We start from the raw sequence: 18,270 nt of genomic DNA, 5'->3' as shown, positions 1-18,270 counted from the left end.
AAATGAAATTTTCTTACTATCATAAACAGGTAAAATAGATACTGTTTTTTATCATAAAAACAGATGATAATTTAAAATGATTCTTGACTGAACATTTTATAACTTTAAATAGAGTTTGAGAGAAGCTTTATTGTATACCAAAATGAAATTAAGATGTTGGAGAAAATTCATCACATATCTTTTTATTTCACTATCCTTTCTCTCTGTTTAAAAATAACACCAACACAGAAATTTATAATATGCATCATCAACTGGAAAAACATTATGTAAACAGGGTAGGCTGGCTTCGGGCAGCTGTCTTAGGAGCCAATGACGGATTGTTATCCACCACAAGTATTGTTATAGGTGTTGCAGCAGCAGAACCGGAGCGACATATGATTATTCTGGCTGCTCTGGCCGGAATGATTGCCGGGGCTATGTCTATGGCTGCCGGAGAATATGTCTCAGTAAGTTCACAGGAAGATACGGAAAAAGCAGATCTGATTCGGGAACAGCGGGAACTTGAAGAAATGCCGGAAGTAGAGCTTCGGGAACTGGCTAAGGTTTACGAAAGAAGAGGCTGTACAAAGGAAACGGCAATGCAGGTTGCTATTGAGCTTACCGAGCACAATGCACTGGAAGCCCATGCCCGTGATGAACTTGGAATTAATGAAATTACTCAGGCAAAACCTTTGCAGGCAGCAATTGCTTCATTCGGATCATTTGCAGTTGGGGCACTCCTGCCATTTACAGTATCTCTTTTAGCACCTATCAAGCAAATGGTTTACTTTCAATACGGTTTTTCCATTATATTTCTGATGCTTTTAGGAGCTATTTCTGCCAGGGCAGGTGGTTCCAGTATTAAAATAGCTGTGCTTAGAATCTGTTTCTGGGGAACAGTAGCCATGGGAATTACTGCGTTGGTAGGACATCTTTTCGGAGTGAATGTATCCTGATCTGGAATATTTTTAATGTAATATCATAGAAGGTTTGGGGTAGTAAGTGTATGATTTTCAATTTGAAATAAACCTAACGATTGTTAGTCGTAAAAGTACTACACTTTTTGAAATTTCCAATTAAATTGCATTGTCCTATTGTAAATAGATCTATATTTGGTGATATAAAACAATAAATCACACAATATTAACGATTAAAATTTACGATCATGGCAGAAAGAAATTCAAGAGGAATTTTAAAATTCAACAACGGAGAAGGACAAAAATTATTGAAACTTAACTACAGCGTATCAAGATCTACAGATGTATCAGGACGTGTAGCATCAGATCCTTCTAATGCACTAATCAAAATTACAGTTGAAGCTACTGATAAATCAGACATTCTGGAAAGCTTACTGAACGGAAAGTACAAACCTACAGTGGGAGAAATTACCTTCAACAAATCTCACGAGGAAGGAACATTAACAACTTTAAAGTGGCAGAACGGTTATGTAATCCAGCACGAAGTAGATTTCGATGCAGTGGATGAAAACAGTATGTATATCACTTTTGTTGTAAGTGCAGAACAAATTGATCTAGGAAACTCTGCTTATCACGGAGCTTGGCCTACAGCATAGGAATTCAATCCCTTATAATCATTATATAAAAATGGTATATCCGCTTTGGATATACCATTTTTGTTCATAATCATCAAGGTTTGGAAAGATCACATCTTAGGAAATAATCCTTTAATTTCACATACCATTCATATTGATCATAATAAGAATTTCTTTCATGTTTTAGCCACTCGATGTTAATCCCCATAGAATCTGAAATTTCCTGTAAGGTAATGGATGAGCATTCGATCTGATTGCTTTCGGTTAAGTTTAATTCCCTTTCAACTATTAATGTTCACCAGTTTAATAAATTCACTTTGAAAGGGGGGTATTCAATTGATGAAAACGGCGCACAGATAAAATATCCAAAAGCATTTCTGATTTCCTACAAAAGATTGGGTAGTATTTAATTACGGAAACCCATAGCCTCAAACCCTAAAACAAAAGGAAATAAAAAATCCCTCATTTGAGGGAAATATTTATTAATCATCACAGTGAGTGGTAACACAATAGTTACCTGTAGGGTGATAACAGCATTGGTATTCTGCGGTTGGACAATGTGACCCTCCACATGCTGGTCCTGTAGGGTCTGTTCCAATTCCAGTATCTGGTTTAAAAGGACCTCCTCCATTAACTTGCTTTAATTTCGTTCTTGAAATTTTTTTTAAATTTTTCATGGTTTTAAAATGTTTGTTAGCGAGTCCAATATAGAAATAATCCAGTAATAAACAATTTAACATAACAAAATATTACGAAAACTCACAACCTAAAACCAAACAACAAAACTACATTAGAGATATGAAAATAAAACATCAGAACACTTTAATTCTAGTTACAATATCAGCTCTAAACTCTTCTGTTTTAGGGAAGGGAATAAAAGTAACCCATGATATTAAGATTAACCGGGGTAATTAATCTCATAGACTTTTTTTATGCTAGGCTAAAAAGCAAAAACCTCTGAAAATCAAATGATTTCAGAGGTTTTTTGTACCCAGGACCGGGATCGAACCGGTACTCCTAAGAACTGGTGTTTGAGACCAGCGCGTCTACCAATTCCGCCACCTGGGCTTGATGTTTACTCCAAACATGTTGTTTGTTTCAAATTGGTGTGCAAATATAGGAACTTTTTTCAATGTTCAAAAGCTTTTTAGAAAAAAAGTTTTAAAAATTAATCTCCAAACCATCGTAGGCAAGGTGCATTCCGGCTGGAAGTTGTTTATCTTCAATGTCATGCACACCTAAGTGATGACTGATATGCGTTAAAAATAATTTTTTAGGTTTTAGCTCTTCAAACAACTTGATCACATCAGGAAGGATAAAATGAGCCGGATGCGGATCAAATTTCCTGATGCAGTTTAAAATTAATACATCCAGATTCTTTAGTTTTTCCTTTTCTGTGTCAGAAATGAAGCCTGCATCAGTAATATAAGCCAGGTTTTTAAATTTATATCCAAAAACACTTATTTTAAAATGAATGACTTCAATAGGAGTAACTTCTGTATCCAAAACCCGGAACGGCTTATTTTCTATCTCATGAAGCTCAAATGCAGGTGCACCGGGATATCTCACATCTGCAAAAGCATAAGGAAAACGGTTTTTTATCTCATGAGCAACTCTTGAGTAGCAATAAAGGGGAACATCCTTTCCACTCTTAAAAATAAGTGGTCGCATGTCATCAAGGCCAATCACATGATCGTTGTGTTCATGAGTGATCAGTGCAAGATCTACGGTATGTTCGTGGTTGGTAAGCATTTGTTGCCTGAAATCCGGACCGCAATCAATAAGTATTTTTTTATTTTCATCCGTTGTTACCATTACGGAAGAGCGAAGACGTTTGTCTTTGGGATTTTCGGAAATACACACCTCGCAGGTGCAGCCAATAACGGGTACACCCTGAGAAGTACCGGTTCCTAAAAATTTCAACTTCATTTTGTTTTGAGGTTGGTTTAATTTTGGTAAATTTACAAAAAATTTAATGTCCTAATGTATCAGAAACTAACTCCTAAACAAAAAGCATTAACAATTAATCTAGATCCTACTATTTATGGTACTTTCGCAGAAATTGGAGCAGGGCAGGAGACTGTTCGTCACTTTTTTAGAGCAGGGGGAGCTTCCGGTACGATTGCTAAAGCGATGTCTGCTTATGACAAAGATTTTAGTGATGCCATCTACGGAAAAGAAGTAAAAAACAGGTATGTTACCCAGAACAGACTTCGCAAAATGCTCCGTTATGAAGTAGCATTGATCGAAGAGAGAATTTCAAGGGATAACAATCCTGACAGAAAGTTCTTTTCCTATGCCAATACAGTAACCACCATCAACTTCGACAAAACAGTAAAAGGCCACGGCTGGGTGGGAATCCGTTTTCAGACTAAAGAAAATGAAGATTACAACGAAATCGTAATCCACGTGAAATTCAAAGAAAATGATGCTACTCTGCAACAGGAAACTTTAGGGAATCTTGGAGTAAACCTTATTTTCGGAGCTTTTCATTACTCTGATAACCCAAGAACACTGGTTGAGTCTTTGTATGATGATATTGCAAAAGATAATCTGGAAATTGATATGATTGATTTCAGTGGTCCAGCTTTTTCTTATGTAGATAACAGGTTGATGTCTCTTCAGTTGGTGAAAAACGGAATGACCGATGCGGTAATTTTCAATTCTCAAGGGAGTAATATGCTTCCGGCAGATGTTCTCTATAAGAAAAATATCTTTGCGGTAAGAGGAAGTTTCAGACCAGTAACGAAAGTAAATATTGATATGCTTCAGAATGGAATGGATATGTTCCTGAAAGATGCCATCTGTACCCATGAAGAAACCGAAGTTTTGATTGAAATTACCATTTCCAATCTGAGAGCAGATGGAGATATTGATGAGAGGGACTTCCTGGACAGAGTAGATATCCTGGGTAAATTAGGATATACCGTTATTATTTCAAACTTCTCAGAATACTATAGACTGATTGATTATTTTGCTTCTTACACAAGTGGAAACATTGGAGTAGCAATGGGTGTAAACAATCTATTGATGGTATTTGATGAGAAATATTATAAAGACCTTTCAGGAGGAATCCTTGAAGCTTTCGGAAAGTTTTTCAGAAACGGAATGAGAGTGTATCTGTATCCTTATAAAGATCCTGAAACCCACCAGTTATTGAACTCTACCAATCTTAAAGTAGAAGAAAATCTTAAGGAATTGTATAAATATTTCATGCGTAATAATCGTATCGTAGATATTACAAATTACAATCCTGAGTTTTTGGAGATTTATTCAAGAGAGATTTTAAGAAAGATTGCATGTTGCATTAAAGGTTGGGAAACACAGGTTCCGGAAGGTGTAGCAGAAATGATTAAAGAGCGTGGAATGTTCGGTTATAAAGAAGAACTTCCTTTAAAACAATTCTCTTAAAAATATTAATATAATGTCAGAATTAAAGAAAAGACTTTCCTCTATTCTTGAAAGTCCAAAACATAATACAGAAGAGAAGCTTGAAAAGGTCTGTCACCTTTTGGACCAGGAGATTTCTTATTTCAACTGGACAGGTTTCTATTTTAAAAACGGAGATAAGGATGAATTAATCTTAGGCCCTTATGTAGGAGCTCCAACAGATCATACCATCATCCCTTACGGAAAAGGAATTTGTGGCCAGGTAGCTGTTTCCAATGAAACATTTGTAGTGCCTGATGTACACGAAGAAAGCAACTATTTAAGCTGTTCAATTGATACCAAAGCTGAAATTGTTGTTCCGATCTTTAAAGACGGTAAAAACATCGGTCAGATTGATATTGATTCTCATACAATTGATCCTTTTACAGCAGAAGACAGAGAATTACTGGAGTGGCTTTGTAACGAAGTTTCCAAAGTTTTGTAATCAGATAATTCAATAAGAATATAAAAAACCCCGGCTCTTAGGACCGGAGTTTTTATTTTTTATGGATTGTTGGTTGTAATAACAAACATAATTAAAGGTTCATCACCAGTATTTTCAATAGAATGGTATCCTATAGAACTGATGGCTGTAATATCTCCTTTCTGAAGTATTTTTGTGCGAATTGAACCTTCTGTTCCGGTTCTTTCACGATATTCACCAGTTCCATGAACTACAACATACAATTCCTCTTCATTTCTTGTATTGTGAGTGTGAAACCCGGATTCGTCACCTTTGTTCAATAAAACCATATAAGCCGCCAGGCGATTATTGGCAAGTTCATTTTGACCGAACATTTGTATCATATGAACCATTCCTTTTCCACCATACATGTTTTCACGTTTATCAATGCGTGTGAAACTTCTTTCATCCTTTCCAAATGGCATTAGGTAGAGGTGAATATATTTTGAAACTTCCTGTATAACGTGATCAAATTCTGCTCCTTCAGATAATATAACAGTACCGGACATCTATTTTAAATATTAATTAAGAACAATGTACCACAAATTATAGGATAAGACAAGAAGTAATTTTTATGAAAGATTTTTTCTATTAAAAATTATATCTGCATAGCATGTATTTCCGCCAATAACTCTTTAAAATACTTCTCACATTTGGCAATATGAGTTCCATACCAGGAAAAAGCTTCTCCATCTACAATCATAATTTTCTTTTCAGGGTAAAAAGCACGCAATTCTTCAATATGTTTCTCTTTGAAAGGAAATGGTTCAGAAGAAAGCATAATAACATCGGCTTTTTCCAGATCTTCAGTAGTAATCTGCGGATACCGGGTTTTATCTTTAAAAATATTTTCGAAACCTATTTCGGTCAGTATTTTATGAATGAATGTATCTGAACCAACGGTCATATATGGATTCTTCCAGATGAGGTAAGCCGCTTTTACAGGAGTTTCAAGTTTAGCCTGGTTTAATATTTCGTAGATTTTAAGATTGAAAAGTTGGGCTCTCTCTTCCTTTCCTAGCAATTTTCCAAGGTTTTTAAGAAGATAGTAATTATCTTCAATAGTCTCTACATTGGTGACTGTCACCTTGAAGTCATCCATTAAAGCTTCTACCTGTTCTTTGATGTTTTCCTCTTTATTAGCAAGGATTAGATTGGGTTGGAGTGCTTTAATTTTATCAATATTAATGTTTTTCGTTCCACCAATAATAGGTACATTTTTTACTTTATCTTCAGGATGAATACAGAATTTTGTTCTTCCGACAACTTCATTTTCGGTAAGACCCAAGTCGAATAAAGCCTCTGTAATAGAGGGTACAAGTGAAACGATTTTCATATTGGCATTTTAGATGATGCCTAAAATTACAAAAGTTTTCCGGTTAAGAAAAATCCGGCTACTGTAAAATAAATGATGAGCCCGGTAACATCTACCAATGTAGCTACAAATGGAGCAGAAGACGTTGCTGGATCTAGCTTTAATTTCTTTAAAACAAACGGAATCATGGAACCTGATAAAGTTCCCCAGAGTACAATGGCGATCAGTGAAACAGAGACACTTAGTCCTACATATACCCAATATTGGCCATAATCAAAGAGACCTACTTTTTGCCACAACATAATTCTGATAAATCCAATGAGACCCAAAATGGCACCCAGACATAATCCTGAGATGATTTCTTTCCTCATGACATACCACCAGTCTTTGAGATTGATCTCCTGAAGGGCCATCGCACGGATAATCAATGTTGCAGCCTGTGATCCGGAGTTTCCGCCACTGGAAATAATCAAAGGGACAAACAGGGCAAGAACCACTGCTTTTTCAATTTCCTTATCAAAATATCCCATTGCAGAGGCCGTCAGCATTTCCGAAACGAATAGAATGATCAGCCAGGTTGCCCTTTTTTAATCATTTCAGTCCAGGAAGTCTGAGTGTAGGGAAGGTCTAACGCTTCCAATCCCCCGAATTTCTGAATATCCTCGGTGTTTTGCTGTTCGATCTGGTCAAGAATGTCATCAATGGTTACAATTCCAACCAAAACTCCTGCTTCTGTAATAATAGGAAGAGCACCACGGTCATATTTTTCAAAATACGTTACAGCATCTTCTTTTGATGTTGTTGTAGTAATTGCTACAAAGTGATTATCTGTAATGTCAGAAACCAAAGTATCTTCCTCTTCCAGTAATAAGGTACCGATAGCAAGGTCGTCAATCAGACGGTTTCTTTCATCTACTACATACAGATAGTTCATAGTTTCCACTCTCTTTCCTACCTTTTTGATCTGCTGAAGGCATCGTTTTACACTCCATTCCTTACGGATCTGAATGTAATAAGGGGTCATCAGACGGGCAATAGAATCAGAATTGTAGCCCAATAGTTTTAAGGCAATTCTTCTTTCCTGTGGATTAAGATGATTGATAGAGTACTTGATCAGTTCATCAGGAAAGTCCTCAAAAAGGGCAGTTCTGTCATCAGGAGTCATGGCATTCAGAATTTCAGAAACCTCGTCGCTTCCGATACTTCTGATGGTATCTTCCTGAAAATCTGGATCAAGATGAGAAAAAACCTCTGCTTTGTACTCTTTCGGAACCTTCAGAAACGCGAGCAGTCGCTCATCAGCTGGAAGTTCGCTGAGAGTTTCGGCAATATCGGCGGGATTGAAGATAAGTTCGTCTCTAGAGTTCAAAACGTGAAATTTTAGGATATGCAAAAATAATTCAAATTTTTAAGACTGAGTAATAAACTGGGAAATTTAAGGATTTATTAAAGTCTACAACTTGGAAAACAGTACAAAAAAACACCCACCGAAGCGGATGTCAAAAATTAAATTTAAAATTCCAATATTCTTTAATTGGATTCACATTCTGAAGTAGGAATGTAGATACAAACAGCATTTGTACAACATTGGTATGGTCCGCAATCTGAATTGTCACCACACTTTTTTATTCCGTTTCCTTTAATGTTTTTTTGCTCAAGCCTGCTTAGCTTCTTAAGGTTAAAGTTTTTCATGATCAAGAAGAAATTTAGAATTATGGTTCTATCATACAGTCATGGTCAATGCATTCTCCATTACAGCAATATCCAACGGAGCAAGGCCTCGTTTCGCTGCATCTGAAAAGCTTCATGCCGCCATTAATTTCTTTGGCTGCCTGTCTGCTGAGTTTCTTTAAGTTTTTCATATAGTTTGGGTTTGAATGTTTTACTAAAATAATAAATATTTCTATATTATTCATTTATTGGTGAAAATATTTTGCAGTTAAGTGATATTTATTTGATATTTTAAATAAAAAAACACCTGCCATTGCAGGTGTAGGTGTCTTTAATAATCATGTATTATTTATTATTCCAGAGGACATGGATCCAGAACACAAATGTTATGACAGCATGATCCGCCTGGACATTGGTAATGTTCCGTACATTTTTTGAAAGGTCCGCTACCTTTAATTTCCTTTTGTGCCTGTCTGTTGATTTTCTTTAAATTTTTCATGTGATTTGTTTTTAAGTGTTAGTATTCAAGGCAAATAAACGGTGAACAGATTCCATTACAGCACCATCCCACTGGGCATGGATTGCTTTCGTTACATCTATCCATCTTTCCGCCATTAATTTGTTTTGCGGTTTCTCTGCTGATTTTTTTTAAATTTTTCATAGATTTTTTAATTTTAACGTAAGTCTAAAATAGTAAATAATATTTAATTATTCATCTATCAGTGAAAATATTTTACTGTAAATCAGTATGTTGTGTGTGTTTTATGAGTTTTTATTATAAAAAAAGCATCTGCAAAAACAGATGCTAAAAGTATTTTTATTTTCTAATCTAATATAGGACACATGTAGGGACTACAAACTCCATCACAACACCATCCTATTGTACATGGTCTCGTATTGCTGCATCTTCCGATAGCTCCGCCATTAATTTGCTTTGCTGCTTCTCTGTTGAGTTTTTTTAAATTTTTCATAGTTTTTTGGTTTTAATGTTGGTCTAAATTAATAATTTTTTTCCAATTATTCATTATTTGGTGAAAATAATTAACTGTATGTCAGTTATTTGTTACTATAATTTAAAAAAATAGAAAACCTGTTTATCATAAACAGGTTTTATGCATTGGATGCTAAAAGGATTATAATTCTGGACAAGGAGCATACATACATGCATTTCTGCAGCATGATCCACCAGGACATTCAAAGTGATATTCACATTTTTGAATTCCACCGTTTCTATCACCACCCAGAATTTCTTTCTGGCAGTTTCTGTTCAATTTTTTTAAATTTTTCATAATGATTTAGATTTAATGTGAATCTAAAGTAATGAAAGAAGAGTAGTGATGTAGAATAGTAACGATATATGACAGGAAAAAAACTATGAACAGATATTTTCTACCTGCCATGTTCTTGTTTTGATGATGGAAAATAAAGTCCTTATAATTATTGACAATTCACATGCGAAGCAAAATTGACTATTGACAGTTCTCCAATAGCAGTTATATCCAACTAAGCTTAAATCTTAGAATTTTAAGACTTACAATTCCGATTCTGTAGGTTTCAGCTTTCTCAGCTTTTTAATGATTCCTTTGATAGCACCTTCCGTACCTATTTTTACAGAATTTACAGTGGAACCCAGAAGACGCATATTTTTACGGTAGGTGTCATGATCTGTTTCTGTAACCAGGTTTCCATCAGCTCCAAAAAGCTTCATGCTGACAACTACCTGATTGGAGAAAACATATTTTCCAAAACCTACTTTGAAGTAACGTACTTTGGAAACAATAGCAAAATCAGCATCGTTATTAGAACAGTAATCTACGATGGTCTGCTTGTCTATGCTGTCAAAAGGAACCTGAACCTCCGCGCGGAGCATTTTATTTCTTCTTCCGCTAAAGTTGTCAGAAACGGCATCAAAGAAAGCATTGTTGGTGGGTTCTTTAATTTCATCAATATCAGGCTCTACCTCGGGATTGAAGTATAGAACTTTTTTTATTTTATCGTCGGCATTTCTTTGTGCTTGTACGGAAGTAAAGCCAATAAATAAAAAAGTAGTAACTGCTGTAAAGAATATAAATTTTCTCATCTGTAATTCGAATGCAAAATTACTGCCTTTTCGTTGAATTGTGTAAAATTTATTAAGAAATTTTTAACATTTTTTTCTATCAATTTTGATATATGAAATCAATAATGTTTGCAGATTCAAAAAATAGTCGTAATTTTGCACCCGTTACATAATAATCATTAAACAATATTGGAATGTACTTAACAACAGACAAAAAGCAGGAAATTTTCGCACAACACGGAAAATCTGCACAGGACACAGGAAGCGCAGAAGGACAAATCGCTCTTTTCACTTTCAGAATTAATCACTTATCTCAGCACTTAAAGGCTAACCGTCATGATTTCAACACAGAGAGATCTCTAGTGAAATTGGTAGGTAAGAGAAAAAGTTTACTAGATTACCTTAAGAAAAAAGATATCGCAAGATATAGAGCAATTATTGCTGCATTAGGACTAAGAAAATAATCTATAAAGATTTTCAAAATAAAGCAACTTCGAAAGAGGTTGCTTTTTTTGTACATGGTTACGAAGTCTCATGTTATAAATTTCAATCGCGAAAGTTAATAAGTCATTTCTGAAAGGTTGTATTTAGATTCTTACAGAATAACACAAATTGGAATGGTGTTTTTTACTTCATATAGTTTGTCATTCAGTAGGAATCCAGCTCCATTATGGTAAATATCTCCGATAAAATTGTACACTGCTTTATAATGCCACGAATGCACGAATAAGATAATACCCGGCAATTCATCTATGTCTCTATGTGGTTAGGAATAGACGTTATATCTCTTACTAATAGAAGCATTGACTATGTTGATAAAAAATAAGCTGCTTCAAAAGTGAAACAGCCTATTTTTTATTGATATGTGTATTATTTAATGTCCGGATTTAGCCTCAGTGGTTTCTACATGCCCAAGGTATTTGGTGCAGTAAGCTCCAAAAATTAGGATCACCAGATAGCAGAATACAGGAATAATAAATGAATGCTGTACTCCAAACTGATCGGCAAGATAACCCTGGAAAATAGGTACAATAGCACCTCCCAGAATAGCCATTACAACCAAAGATGAACCTTGACTGGTATATTTTCCTAATCCTGAAATGGCTAAAGTATAGATATTAGAGAACATAATGGAGTTGAAAATTCCGATTCCTAAAACACTGTACATCGCCATTTCTCCATGATTAACCATTGTTGAAATTAATAGAATAACATTGATGGCTGCAAAAATAGATAGTGTTCTTGCCGGAGCAGCTTTTCCTACAAAGAAGGCTGCAAAATTCAGTAATATAAATACCAGGAAGAAGCTGATCTGTTCAAAGCTAAGGTTGACAATACTGAAGATCACAAGAAAAACTAATGTTGCTGCACCCAACATAAATACAGCTTTTTTAGCCTGGCTAATGGAATGATTCAATGAAATAGCTCCTAAGAAACGCCCGATCATTGCTCCACCCCAATATAATGAAAGGTAATTTTTACTGATCGCTTCATTGAATTTCATGGTCTCTTCAAGGAAACTGATAATGAAACTTCCTACGGCTACTTCACCACCAACGTAGCAAAACATAGCAAAAACCCCAAATTTTAAGTGGTTGTATTTCAAAGCTCCCCAACCTTGTACGGTTTCTTCTGTTTCGGTTTGAAATGAAGGAAGCTTTACCCTTGAAATTAATAATCCTACCAGCAGAAGAATAGAAGCAAAGATCAAATAAGGAATTCTGGTTGCTACAGCACTGAAAGTCCCATCCGGTTCAGAAAATAGCTCAAAAATTAAATGACCACCCAATACTGGTGCAATCGTTGTTCCGAATGCGTTAAAAGCCTGAGTCATATTCAATCGGCTGGATGCAGAATCTTCAGAACCAAGTAATGAAACATAAGCATTAGCCGTAATCTGCAATACTGTAAACCCTAATCCCAGAATGAATAAAGCTCCCAGGAATAAAGGATAATAAGAAAAAGTGGCTGCAGGATAAAATAGGATACAGCCTAATGCGGCCAAACCAATTCCGAACAGAATACCTTTTTTGTAGCCCACTTTGTTAATAGGGTCACCCTTGGAAATGGAAATCAGAAAGTAAATCAGAGATCCGATAAAGTACGCTCCGAAGAAGCAGAACTGTACCAGCATGGATTCAAAAAAGGTGAGTTTAAAAAGCTGTTTCAGATAGGGAATCAGGATGTCATTCATGCAGGTGATGAATCCCCACATAAAAAAGAGCAGGGTGATGGTAATCAACGGAACCGTATAATTCCTGCTTTGCGTTTGTACTTCTTTATTCATAAACATGTATTTATCTGTATAAGGATAGGTCCTTAACTTTTTTTGCCTACAGCATTGTTATTTGGTGAAGTAGGGCAAATATAGGCATCAGCCTATGGTTTTGCAATTATTTTAATGATTTTTATAAAGGAATGTATACTTTTTATCAGATGTAAATATTATTTTCCTTTTTTGAGACAATAATACAAAAAGACGAGGATTATTCAATGCAATATGATAAAAAAGTTAGGTTTTTATTTCGGAGATAATGAAAGTTTTTGAATGAGTTCTGTTAATTTTTTGTGACTTTCATAAAACTGATAGCCAAAATTTTGTATTTTGACAGTCTATTTATGCAATTGAAAAATTTAATATATCATTATTATATAGTACCTTTGCAAACGAAATTTAAAGAGTTTAAATATTAATCATACTCAATACGGAGTATAAAGAAGTAAATTATATGAGTATACCTCAAGCGTTTATAGAAACGGTTACCCTTACAGACGGAAGGGAAATCACTATTGAAACGGGAAAGCTGGCTAAGCAGGCTGACGGTTCTGTAGTGGTGAAGTGTGGTGGAACAATGCTATTAGCAACTGTTGTAGCCAACAAAGAAGCAAATCCTGGTGTAGACTTTTTACCATTAACGGTAGATTACAGAGAAAAGTTTTATGCAGGTGGAAGAATTCCAGGGAATTTCTTCCGTAGAGAAGCGAAACCATCTGATGATGAAGTGCTTACAATGAGATTGGTGGACAGAGTATTGCGTCCTCTTTTCCCTGAAGATTTCCACGCTGAAGTTCAGGTGATGATCTCATTAATTTCTTACGATAAAGAAGTAATGCCTGAAGCTCTGGCAGGTTTGGCAGCTTCTGCAGCAATCGCTATTACAGATATTCCTTTTGATGGGCCAATGTCTGAAGCGAGAGTAGTAAGAATTGACGGACAATTATCCGTTAACCCAAGCTATGAAAATTTATTAAAATCAGATATCGATATTATGGTGGGAGCTACTAAAGACTCCATCGTAATGGTAGAAGGGGAGATGAAGGAGATCTCTGAGCAGGAAATGCTTGAGGCGATCAACTTTGCTCACGCTGAGATCAAAAAACAAATCGAAGCTCAGGAAAGATTAGCTGCTAAAGTAGGTAAAGCTTTCCCTAAAAGAGAATACAGCCACGAAGATCACGACGAGGAAATTCGTGAAAAAGTATGGAAAGAGTGCTATGACAAAGTATATGAAGTAGCAAAAACTCCATCTAATAAAGAAGAAAGAGGAGATAAATTCAAAGCAATCCGTGAAGAGTTCTTAGCTCAGTACGCTGAAAACGAAGAAGAATTAGCAAGAGTAACTCCTTTCGTTAAAGTATATTACCATGACGTAGAGAAAGAAGCAATGCGTCAGATGATCCTTGAAGACAATATCCGTCTTGATGGTCGTGATCCACAAACGATCCGTCCGATCTGGTCAGAAATCGATTACCTTCCGGGAGCTCACGGTTCAGCTGTCTTCACAAGAGGAGAAACTCAGTCTTTAACAGCTGTAACTTTAGGTTCTGTAAAGGATGCGAACATGATCGACAGCGTAATTACGCAACACGACGAAAGATTCTTCCTACACTATAACTTCCCTCCATTCTCAACTGGTGAAGCAAGACCTTTAAGAGGAACTTCAAGAAGAGAAGTAGGACACGGAAATTTAGCACAGAGAGCTTTAACTGCTGTTATTCCAGCAGAAAATCCATACACTATCAGAATCGTTTCTGATATCCTTGAATCTAACGGTTCATCTTCAATGGCAACAGTTTGTGCTGGTACATTAGCATTGATGGATGCTGGGGTTCAGATTACAAAACCAGTTTCTGGTATTGCAATGGGACTTATCACAGATAAGAAATCAGGTAAATTCACTGTACTTTCCGATATCTTAGGAGATGAAGATCACCTTGGAGATATGGACTTCAAAGTAACAGGTACTGCTGATGGTATCACTGCATGTCAGATGGATATCAAAATCCAGGGACTTTCTATGGATATCATGGAGAAAGCTTTGATGCAGGCTAAAGACGGAAGATTACATATCCTTAACAAGATCACTGAAACAATTTCTACACCAAGAGCAGACGTGAAGCCTCACGCTCCGAAAATGGTTGTTATGGAGATTGCTAAAGATTTCATTGGTGCTGTAATCGGACCTGGTGGAAAAATTATCCAACAATTACAAAAAGATACTGAAACTGTTATTGCTATTGAAGAGATCGGAGAAATCGGACGTATCGAAATTGCAGGAACAGACAGAGAAAAGATCAATGCTGCTATTGCTAAGATCAATGAAATTACTTTCGTACCTGTTGTAGGTGAAGTTTACAAAGGTAAAGTAGTGAAGGTAATGGATTTCGGAGCTTTCGTTGCGATTGCTAAAGGAACAGAAGGATTACTTCACATTTCAGAAATTGAATGGGCTCGTTTAGACAAAGTTCCTTATGCTGAAGGTGATGAAGTAGAAGTTAAATTTATGGGTTACGATGATCGTAAGAAAATGAAGCTTTCCCGTAAAGTTCTTTTACCAAGACCTCCAAGACCTGAAAGACCAGAAGGACAGGGTAGACCAGAAGGTCAAGGTAGACCTGACGGACAAAGAAGACCGGATGGGCAGAGAAGACCTGAAGGACAAAGACCACAAGCTGAAAAACCAGCTGAAGATCAAACTCCTTCTTCTGAAGCATAAGAATTACTCTTAGATATAAAGAAATCCCTCAATTTTGAGGGATTTTTTATTTTATATAGGTTTTTTGTTGTAAACGCAAAGGCACAAAGTTTTTAAATAGAATACTTTTTTAAGGCGCAATAGAATCAAAGATTCTCAGCAAGGATGCTGTGCTATTTTGCCACGAATGCACGAATAAATTATTTATATGCAGTATAGTATCAGTAAAAAAAATTGTGCATTCGTGGCGATTAAAAATATAGATTTTGTATACATCTATCACCATCTGCGAAATCAGTGAGAGATCAACAGTATTCAATTTTATCGTAGATAAAATCCTTGCGCCTTAAAAATAGAGTAAAGTTATATAATTCCTTGCGCCTTTGCGTATATCCAACAACCGTACATAATTTAGCTTCCCACTCTTTGCTTAAGATCCTCAGCACCACCGGTTTTTCTAGGCTGTCCGTTTTTAGAAGATCCAAAGTTGTAGGTGTAGGAAAGCGTCACCACACGCGTATCTCTTTTCACTGCAAAATTTTCGAGATAATCATTATAAACCGTTTGCCCTTTTATATTACTTGTAAAGAATACATCTGTGAAGGAGAATTTCAGGATGCTGTTGTTTTTAAATTTCTTCTGGGCACCGATATTTAAGTACCAATTGGGGCTTACGTTCAGATAAGCATATATTTCTTTAGCTTTATAATTTCCGGTTAATTCTGCGGTGAATCCGTTTCCTAATTTAAAAGAATTGATGCTGTTGATATTGAAAGTAAAGTTTCCTTGATTGTTGATCTGTGTTCCGGAGACATTTCCAGTGTAGGAGCCATAGTAGAAATTGGCGCTGTTATTCATATCCCACCACTTCGTTACTTTTACAGGAGCAATCAGGTATAATCCGTAGTATGATACAGAGTTCAGGTTTTCAAAAGTCTGTACTGTTACATTTTGACCATCTTCAGAAATAGGTTTCAGAATATCTGTAATATTATCTGAGGTTCTGCTGTAGCTTAATGTTGCAAAATATTTATTGCTGAGGCTGTAAGTAAGTTCATAATTCATGGTAGTCTGTGGATTCAGGTCCTGGTTTCCGGCTCTCATGGTAGTGGGATCAAGATAGAGTTTGAATGGATTCAGTTGGTTGTAACTCGGTCTTGTAATTCTTCTGCTGAGATTCACTTCCAGGCTGCTCTTTTCTGTCAGATCGTAAGATAATACAGCACTCGGAAACAACTGAGTATAGTTTCGTTTGTTCACCTGGTTGGTGGCAAGCTGTGTTCCTTTTACATTGGTGTTTTCCAGCCTTAAACCAGCTGTAGCTTTAAATTTATCCCATTTTTTTGAAACATTTCCATAAATAGCATTGATGTTTTCCTCATAAATGAAATGATTGGTTTTTCTAAGATCAGGATGTAAAACACCATTGTCAACATCAAAAAATTTCATGTCATTATCCGTTTTTACAAAGCTGGTTTTAATTCCGCTTTCAAGCTTCCATTCGTTTTTGAAATTTTTGGTAAGGTCTGATTTTAATGAATAAATATTCAGTTTTCCATCCATATCTCCTTTCATAATATCCAGTTTGTCGGCTCCGGTATCTAATTGATGAGTTCTCGTTTCAAAATTCTGTAAAGAAGAATTGGAGTAGTTGATATAATCAAAATCGGTAGAGATTTCCGAACCTAAAGAATCAATAGTGTATTTATGGTTGAGATTAAAAGAAACGTTGGTCCAGTTATCATTAGATGTATTTTGGGTATTAAAAGTACTCTTAGGTGCATAATTACTGCCCAAAGTTGTATTGAAATTGTTACCATCCAGGTTGAATTTGTTGGAAACCAATCCTAAGGAAAAGCCTAAAACGTTTTTATCATTCATATAATAATCCATTCCTGCTTTCGCAATGTGGTTATTGAATTTGAATTTCAGGTAGTTATCCTGTATAAAAGCTTCCTTGAAATTATTGTTTTCATAAAAATTTCTATCCAGAACCAATCCGTTGTAAGCCTCTCTGTACGCAAAGCTGTAGCTCCCGAAAATATTGATTTTTTTATTTCTGTGGTTAATACTGATGCTGTTATTATTTTTCACGTATTTACCCATTCCCAGAGAGGTAGAAATACTTCCGTTAGTCCCTTTTCTCTGTTCTTTTTTAAGCTTGATATTGATAATGGAAGATCCTGCTGCATCATATTTTGATGAAGGATTGGTAATGAATTCTATCTTATCAATTGTGGAGGATGGGATGCCTTTAAGATAATTAGCAAGATCACTTCCGGTCATAGGAGTGTTTTTGCCATCAATTTGAATCAGGAGATTTCCTTTTCCTCGAAGGCTGATGTTGTCATTATTATCAATATTGATTCCCGGAGCTTTTTCCAATACCTCAAAGGCAGAATTTCCGGTGCTGGCAATACTGTTTTCTACATTCATAATCATTTTGCCATCCTGTCTTTCAATCATAGGTTTGGCTTTGGTGATGGTTACGCCTTCAATAGATTTCACATTAAGGTCAATAGAAGGTAGAGTCGTATTATCAGCCAGTGAAATATTGTCTGAATGGTAGACTTCAGATCCGTTTCTGCTGATTTTTATATTATAGACTCCGCTTTTGAGGTCATTGAAGCTAAATTTTCCGTTGGTGTCTGCAATTTCTGTTTTAATCAGTTTATTGTCAGCATCCAGAAGGTTGATCTCCATCTGTTCTGCTTTGTCAGATTTAATGCTTCCTGACAGGGAAAAATTCTGCATGGTCTGGGCTGACAATATGTTGGTAAACAACAGCAGCAACCACATTAAAATGAGTGAAAATATTCTGGCCAT

The 18,270-nt window shown here is 35.8% G+C and carries 17 protein-coding genes, 1 tRNA gene and 1 pseudogene; 6 read left to right on the top strand and 13 right to left on the bottom strand.

Annotated features, from left to right (window positions below):
* Positions 1-239: 239 nt before the first annotated feature.
* Positions 240-935: a VIT family protein gene (locus tag BOQ64_RS05110; RefSeq protein ID WP_129058145.1), complete on the top strand. Its 696-nt coding sequence runs from the start codon at positions 240-242 to the stop codon at positions 933-935.
* Between the two features lie 209 nt (positions 936-1,144).
* Positions 1,145-1,552, top strand: a complete 408-nt coding sequence (gene tssD, locus BOQ64_RS05105; RefSeq protein WP_129058146.1) for a type VI secretion system tube protein TssD — start codon at positions 1,145-1,147, stop codon at positions 1,550-1,552.
* 461 nt (positions 1,553-2,013) lie between these two features.
* Here the strand turns inward: tssD and BOQ64_RS05100 are convergent, their stop codons facing one another.
* The 3 genes from BOQ64_RS05100 to BOQ64_RS05090 all read right to left on the bottom strand — a co-directional run bounded on the left by BOQ64_RS05100 (position 2,014) and on the right by BOQ64_RS05090 (position 3,460).
* A complete protein-coding gene (locus BOQ64_RS05100; protein ID WP_129058147.1) occupies positions 2,014-2,271 on the bottom strand; it encodes a bacteriocin-like protein in 258 nt (85 codons plus the stop codon).
* A gap of 248 nt (positions 2,272-2,519) precedes the next feature.
* A tRNA-Leu gene (locus BOQ64_RS05095) sits at positions 2,520-2,599 on the bottom strand.
* 93 nt (positions 2,600-2,692) lie between these two features.
* Positions 2,693-3,460 (bottom strand): MBL fold metallo-hydrolase, encoded by a 768-nt coding sequence (locus BOQ64_RS05090; protein WP_129058148.1) that lies wholly within the window; start codon positions 3,458-3,460, stop codon positions 2,693-2,695.
* A 54-nt stretch (positions 3,461-3,514) separates the two neighbouring features.
* Here BOQ64_RS05090 and BOQ64_RS05085 point away from each other — a divergent pair, with 54 nt between their 5' ends.
* Both BOQ64_RS05085 and BOQ64_RS05080 read left to right on the top strand, forming a co-directional pair.
* Positions 3,515-4,942 (top strand): TonB-dependent receptor, encoded by a 1,428-nt coding sequence (locus tag BOQ64_RS05085; protein WP_129058149.1) that lies wholly within the window; start codon positions 3,515-3,517, stop codon positions 4,940-4,942.
* 13 nt (positions 4,943-4,955) lie between these two features.
* Positions 4,956-5,405, top strand: a complete 450-nt coding sequence (locus BOQ64_RS05080; RefSeq protein WP_129058150.1) for a GAF domain-containing protein — start codon at positions 4,956-4,958, stop codon at positions 5,403-5,405.
* Positions 5,406-5,464: 59 nt separating this feature from the next.
* On the opposite strand, the gene BOQ64_RS05075 is transcribed toward BOQ64_RS05080, so the two are convergent.
* From BOQ64_RS05075 to BOQ64_RS05060, 8 genes and pseudogenes are all read right to left on the bottom strand, one after another.
* Entirely contained in the window at positions 5,465-5,932 is a 468-nt protein-coding gene (locus BOQ64_RS05075) for a cupin domain-containing protein (protein WP_129058151.1), read from the bottom strand.
* 89 nt (positions 5,933-6,021) lie between these two features.
* On the bottom strand, positions 6,022-6,759 hold the full coding sequence (locus BOQ64_RS05070) for an ABC transporter substrate-binding protein (RefSeq protein WP_129058152.1): 738 nt from the start codon (positions 6,757-6,759) through the stop codon (positions 6,022-6,024).
* A 26-nt stretch (positions 6,760-6,785) separates the two neighbouring features.
* Positions 6,786-8,107: pseudogene (gene mgtE / locus BOQ64_RS05065) on the bottom strand (magnesium transporter).
* A gap of 343 nt (positions 8,108-8,450) precedes the next feature.
* Positions 8,451-8,600, bottom strand: a complete 150-nt coding sequence (locus BOQ64_RS24800; RefSeq protein ID WP_410494834.1) for a bacteriocin-like protein — start codon at positions 8,598-8,600, stop codon at positions 8,451-8,453.
* A 161-nt stretch (positions 8,601-8,761) separates the two neighbouring features.
* Positions 8,762-8,908, bottom strand: a complete 147-nt coding sequence (locus tag BOQ64_RS23020) for a bacteriocin-like protein (RefSeq protein WP_164975754.1) — start codon at positions 8,906-8,908, stop codon at positions 8,762-8,764.
* Between the two features lie 325 nt (positions 8,909-9,233).
* Positions 9,234-9,380, bottom strand: a complete 147-nt coding sequence (locus BOQ64_RS24795; RefSeq protein ID WP_410494470.1) for a bacteriocin-like protein — start codon at positions 9,378-9,380, stop codon at positions 9,234-9,236.
* A 162-nt stretch (positions 9,381-9,542) separates the two neighbouring features.
* The gene (locus BOQ64_RS23015) at positions 9,543-9,698 is read right to left on the bottom strand and encodes a bacteriocin-like protein (protein ID WP_164975753.1); all 156 of its coding nucleotides are present in this window, start codon (positions 9,696-9,698) and stop codon (positions 9,543-9,545) included.
* 242 nt (positions 9,699-9,940) lie between these two features.
* Entirely contained in the window at positions 9,941-10,489 is a 549-nt protein-coding gene (locus BOQ64_RS05060) for a pyruvate decarboxylase (protein WP_129058153.1), read from the bottom strand.
* A gap of 173 nt (positions 10,490-10,662) precedes the next feature.
* Between BOQ64_RS05060 and rpsO the strand changes: the two genes are divergently transcribed.
* The gene (rpsO, locus tag BOQ64_RS05055) at positions 10,663-10,932 is read left to right on the top strand and encodes a 30S ribosomal protein S15 (protein WP_045494446.1); all 270 of its coding nucleotides are present in this window, start codon (positions 10,663-10,665) and stop codon (positions 10,930-10,932) included.
* Between the two features lie 410 nt (positions 10,933-11,342).
* Here the strand turns inward: rpsO and BOQ64_RS05050 are convergent, their stop codons facing one another.
* Positions 11,343-12,755 carry a sugar MFS transporter gene (locus BOQ64_RS05050; RefSeq protein ID WP_228448157.1) on the bottom strand — a complete coding sequence of 471 codons (1,413 nt, stop codon included), beginning with the start codon at positions 12,753-12,755 and terminating at the stop codon, positions 11,343-11,345.
* Between the two features lie 442 nt (positions 12,756-13,197).
* Between BOQ64_RS05050 and BOQ64_RS05045 the strand changes: the two genes are divergently transcribed.
* Positions 13,198-15,465 carry a polyribonucleotide nucleotidyltransferase gene (locus BOQ64_RS05045; RefSeq protein WP_129058155.1) on the top strand — a complete coding sequence of 756 codons (2,268 nt, stop codon included), beginning with the start codon at positions 13,198-13,200 and terminating at the stop codon, positions 15,463-15,465.
* A 390-nt stretch (positions 15,466-15,855) separates the two neighbouring features.
* Here the strand turns inward: BOQ64_RS05045 and BOQ64_RS05040 are convergent, their stop codons facing one another.
* Positions 15,856-18,270, bottom strand: a complete 2,415-nt coding sequence (locus BOQ64_RS05040; protein WP_129058156.1) for a TonB-dependent receptor — start codon at positions 18,268-18,270, stop codon at positions 15,856-15,858.

Origin of the sequence: Chryseobacterium sp. CH25 (assembly GCF_004119455.1) — a bacterium.
Taxonomy (GTDB): domain Bacteria; phylum Bacteroidota; class Bacteroidia; order Flavobacteriales; family Weeksellaceae; genus Chryseobacterium.
This window is presented reverse-complemented; position numbering and strand designations above follow the sequence as displayed.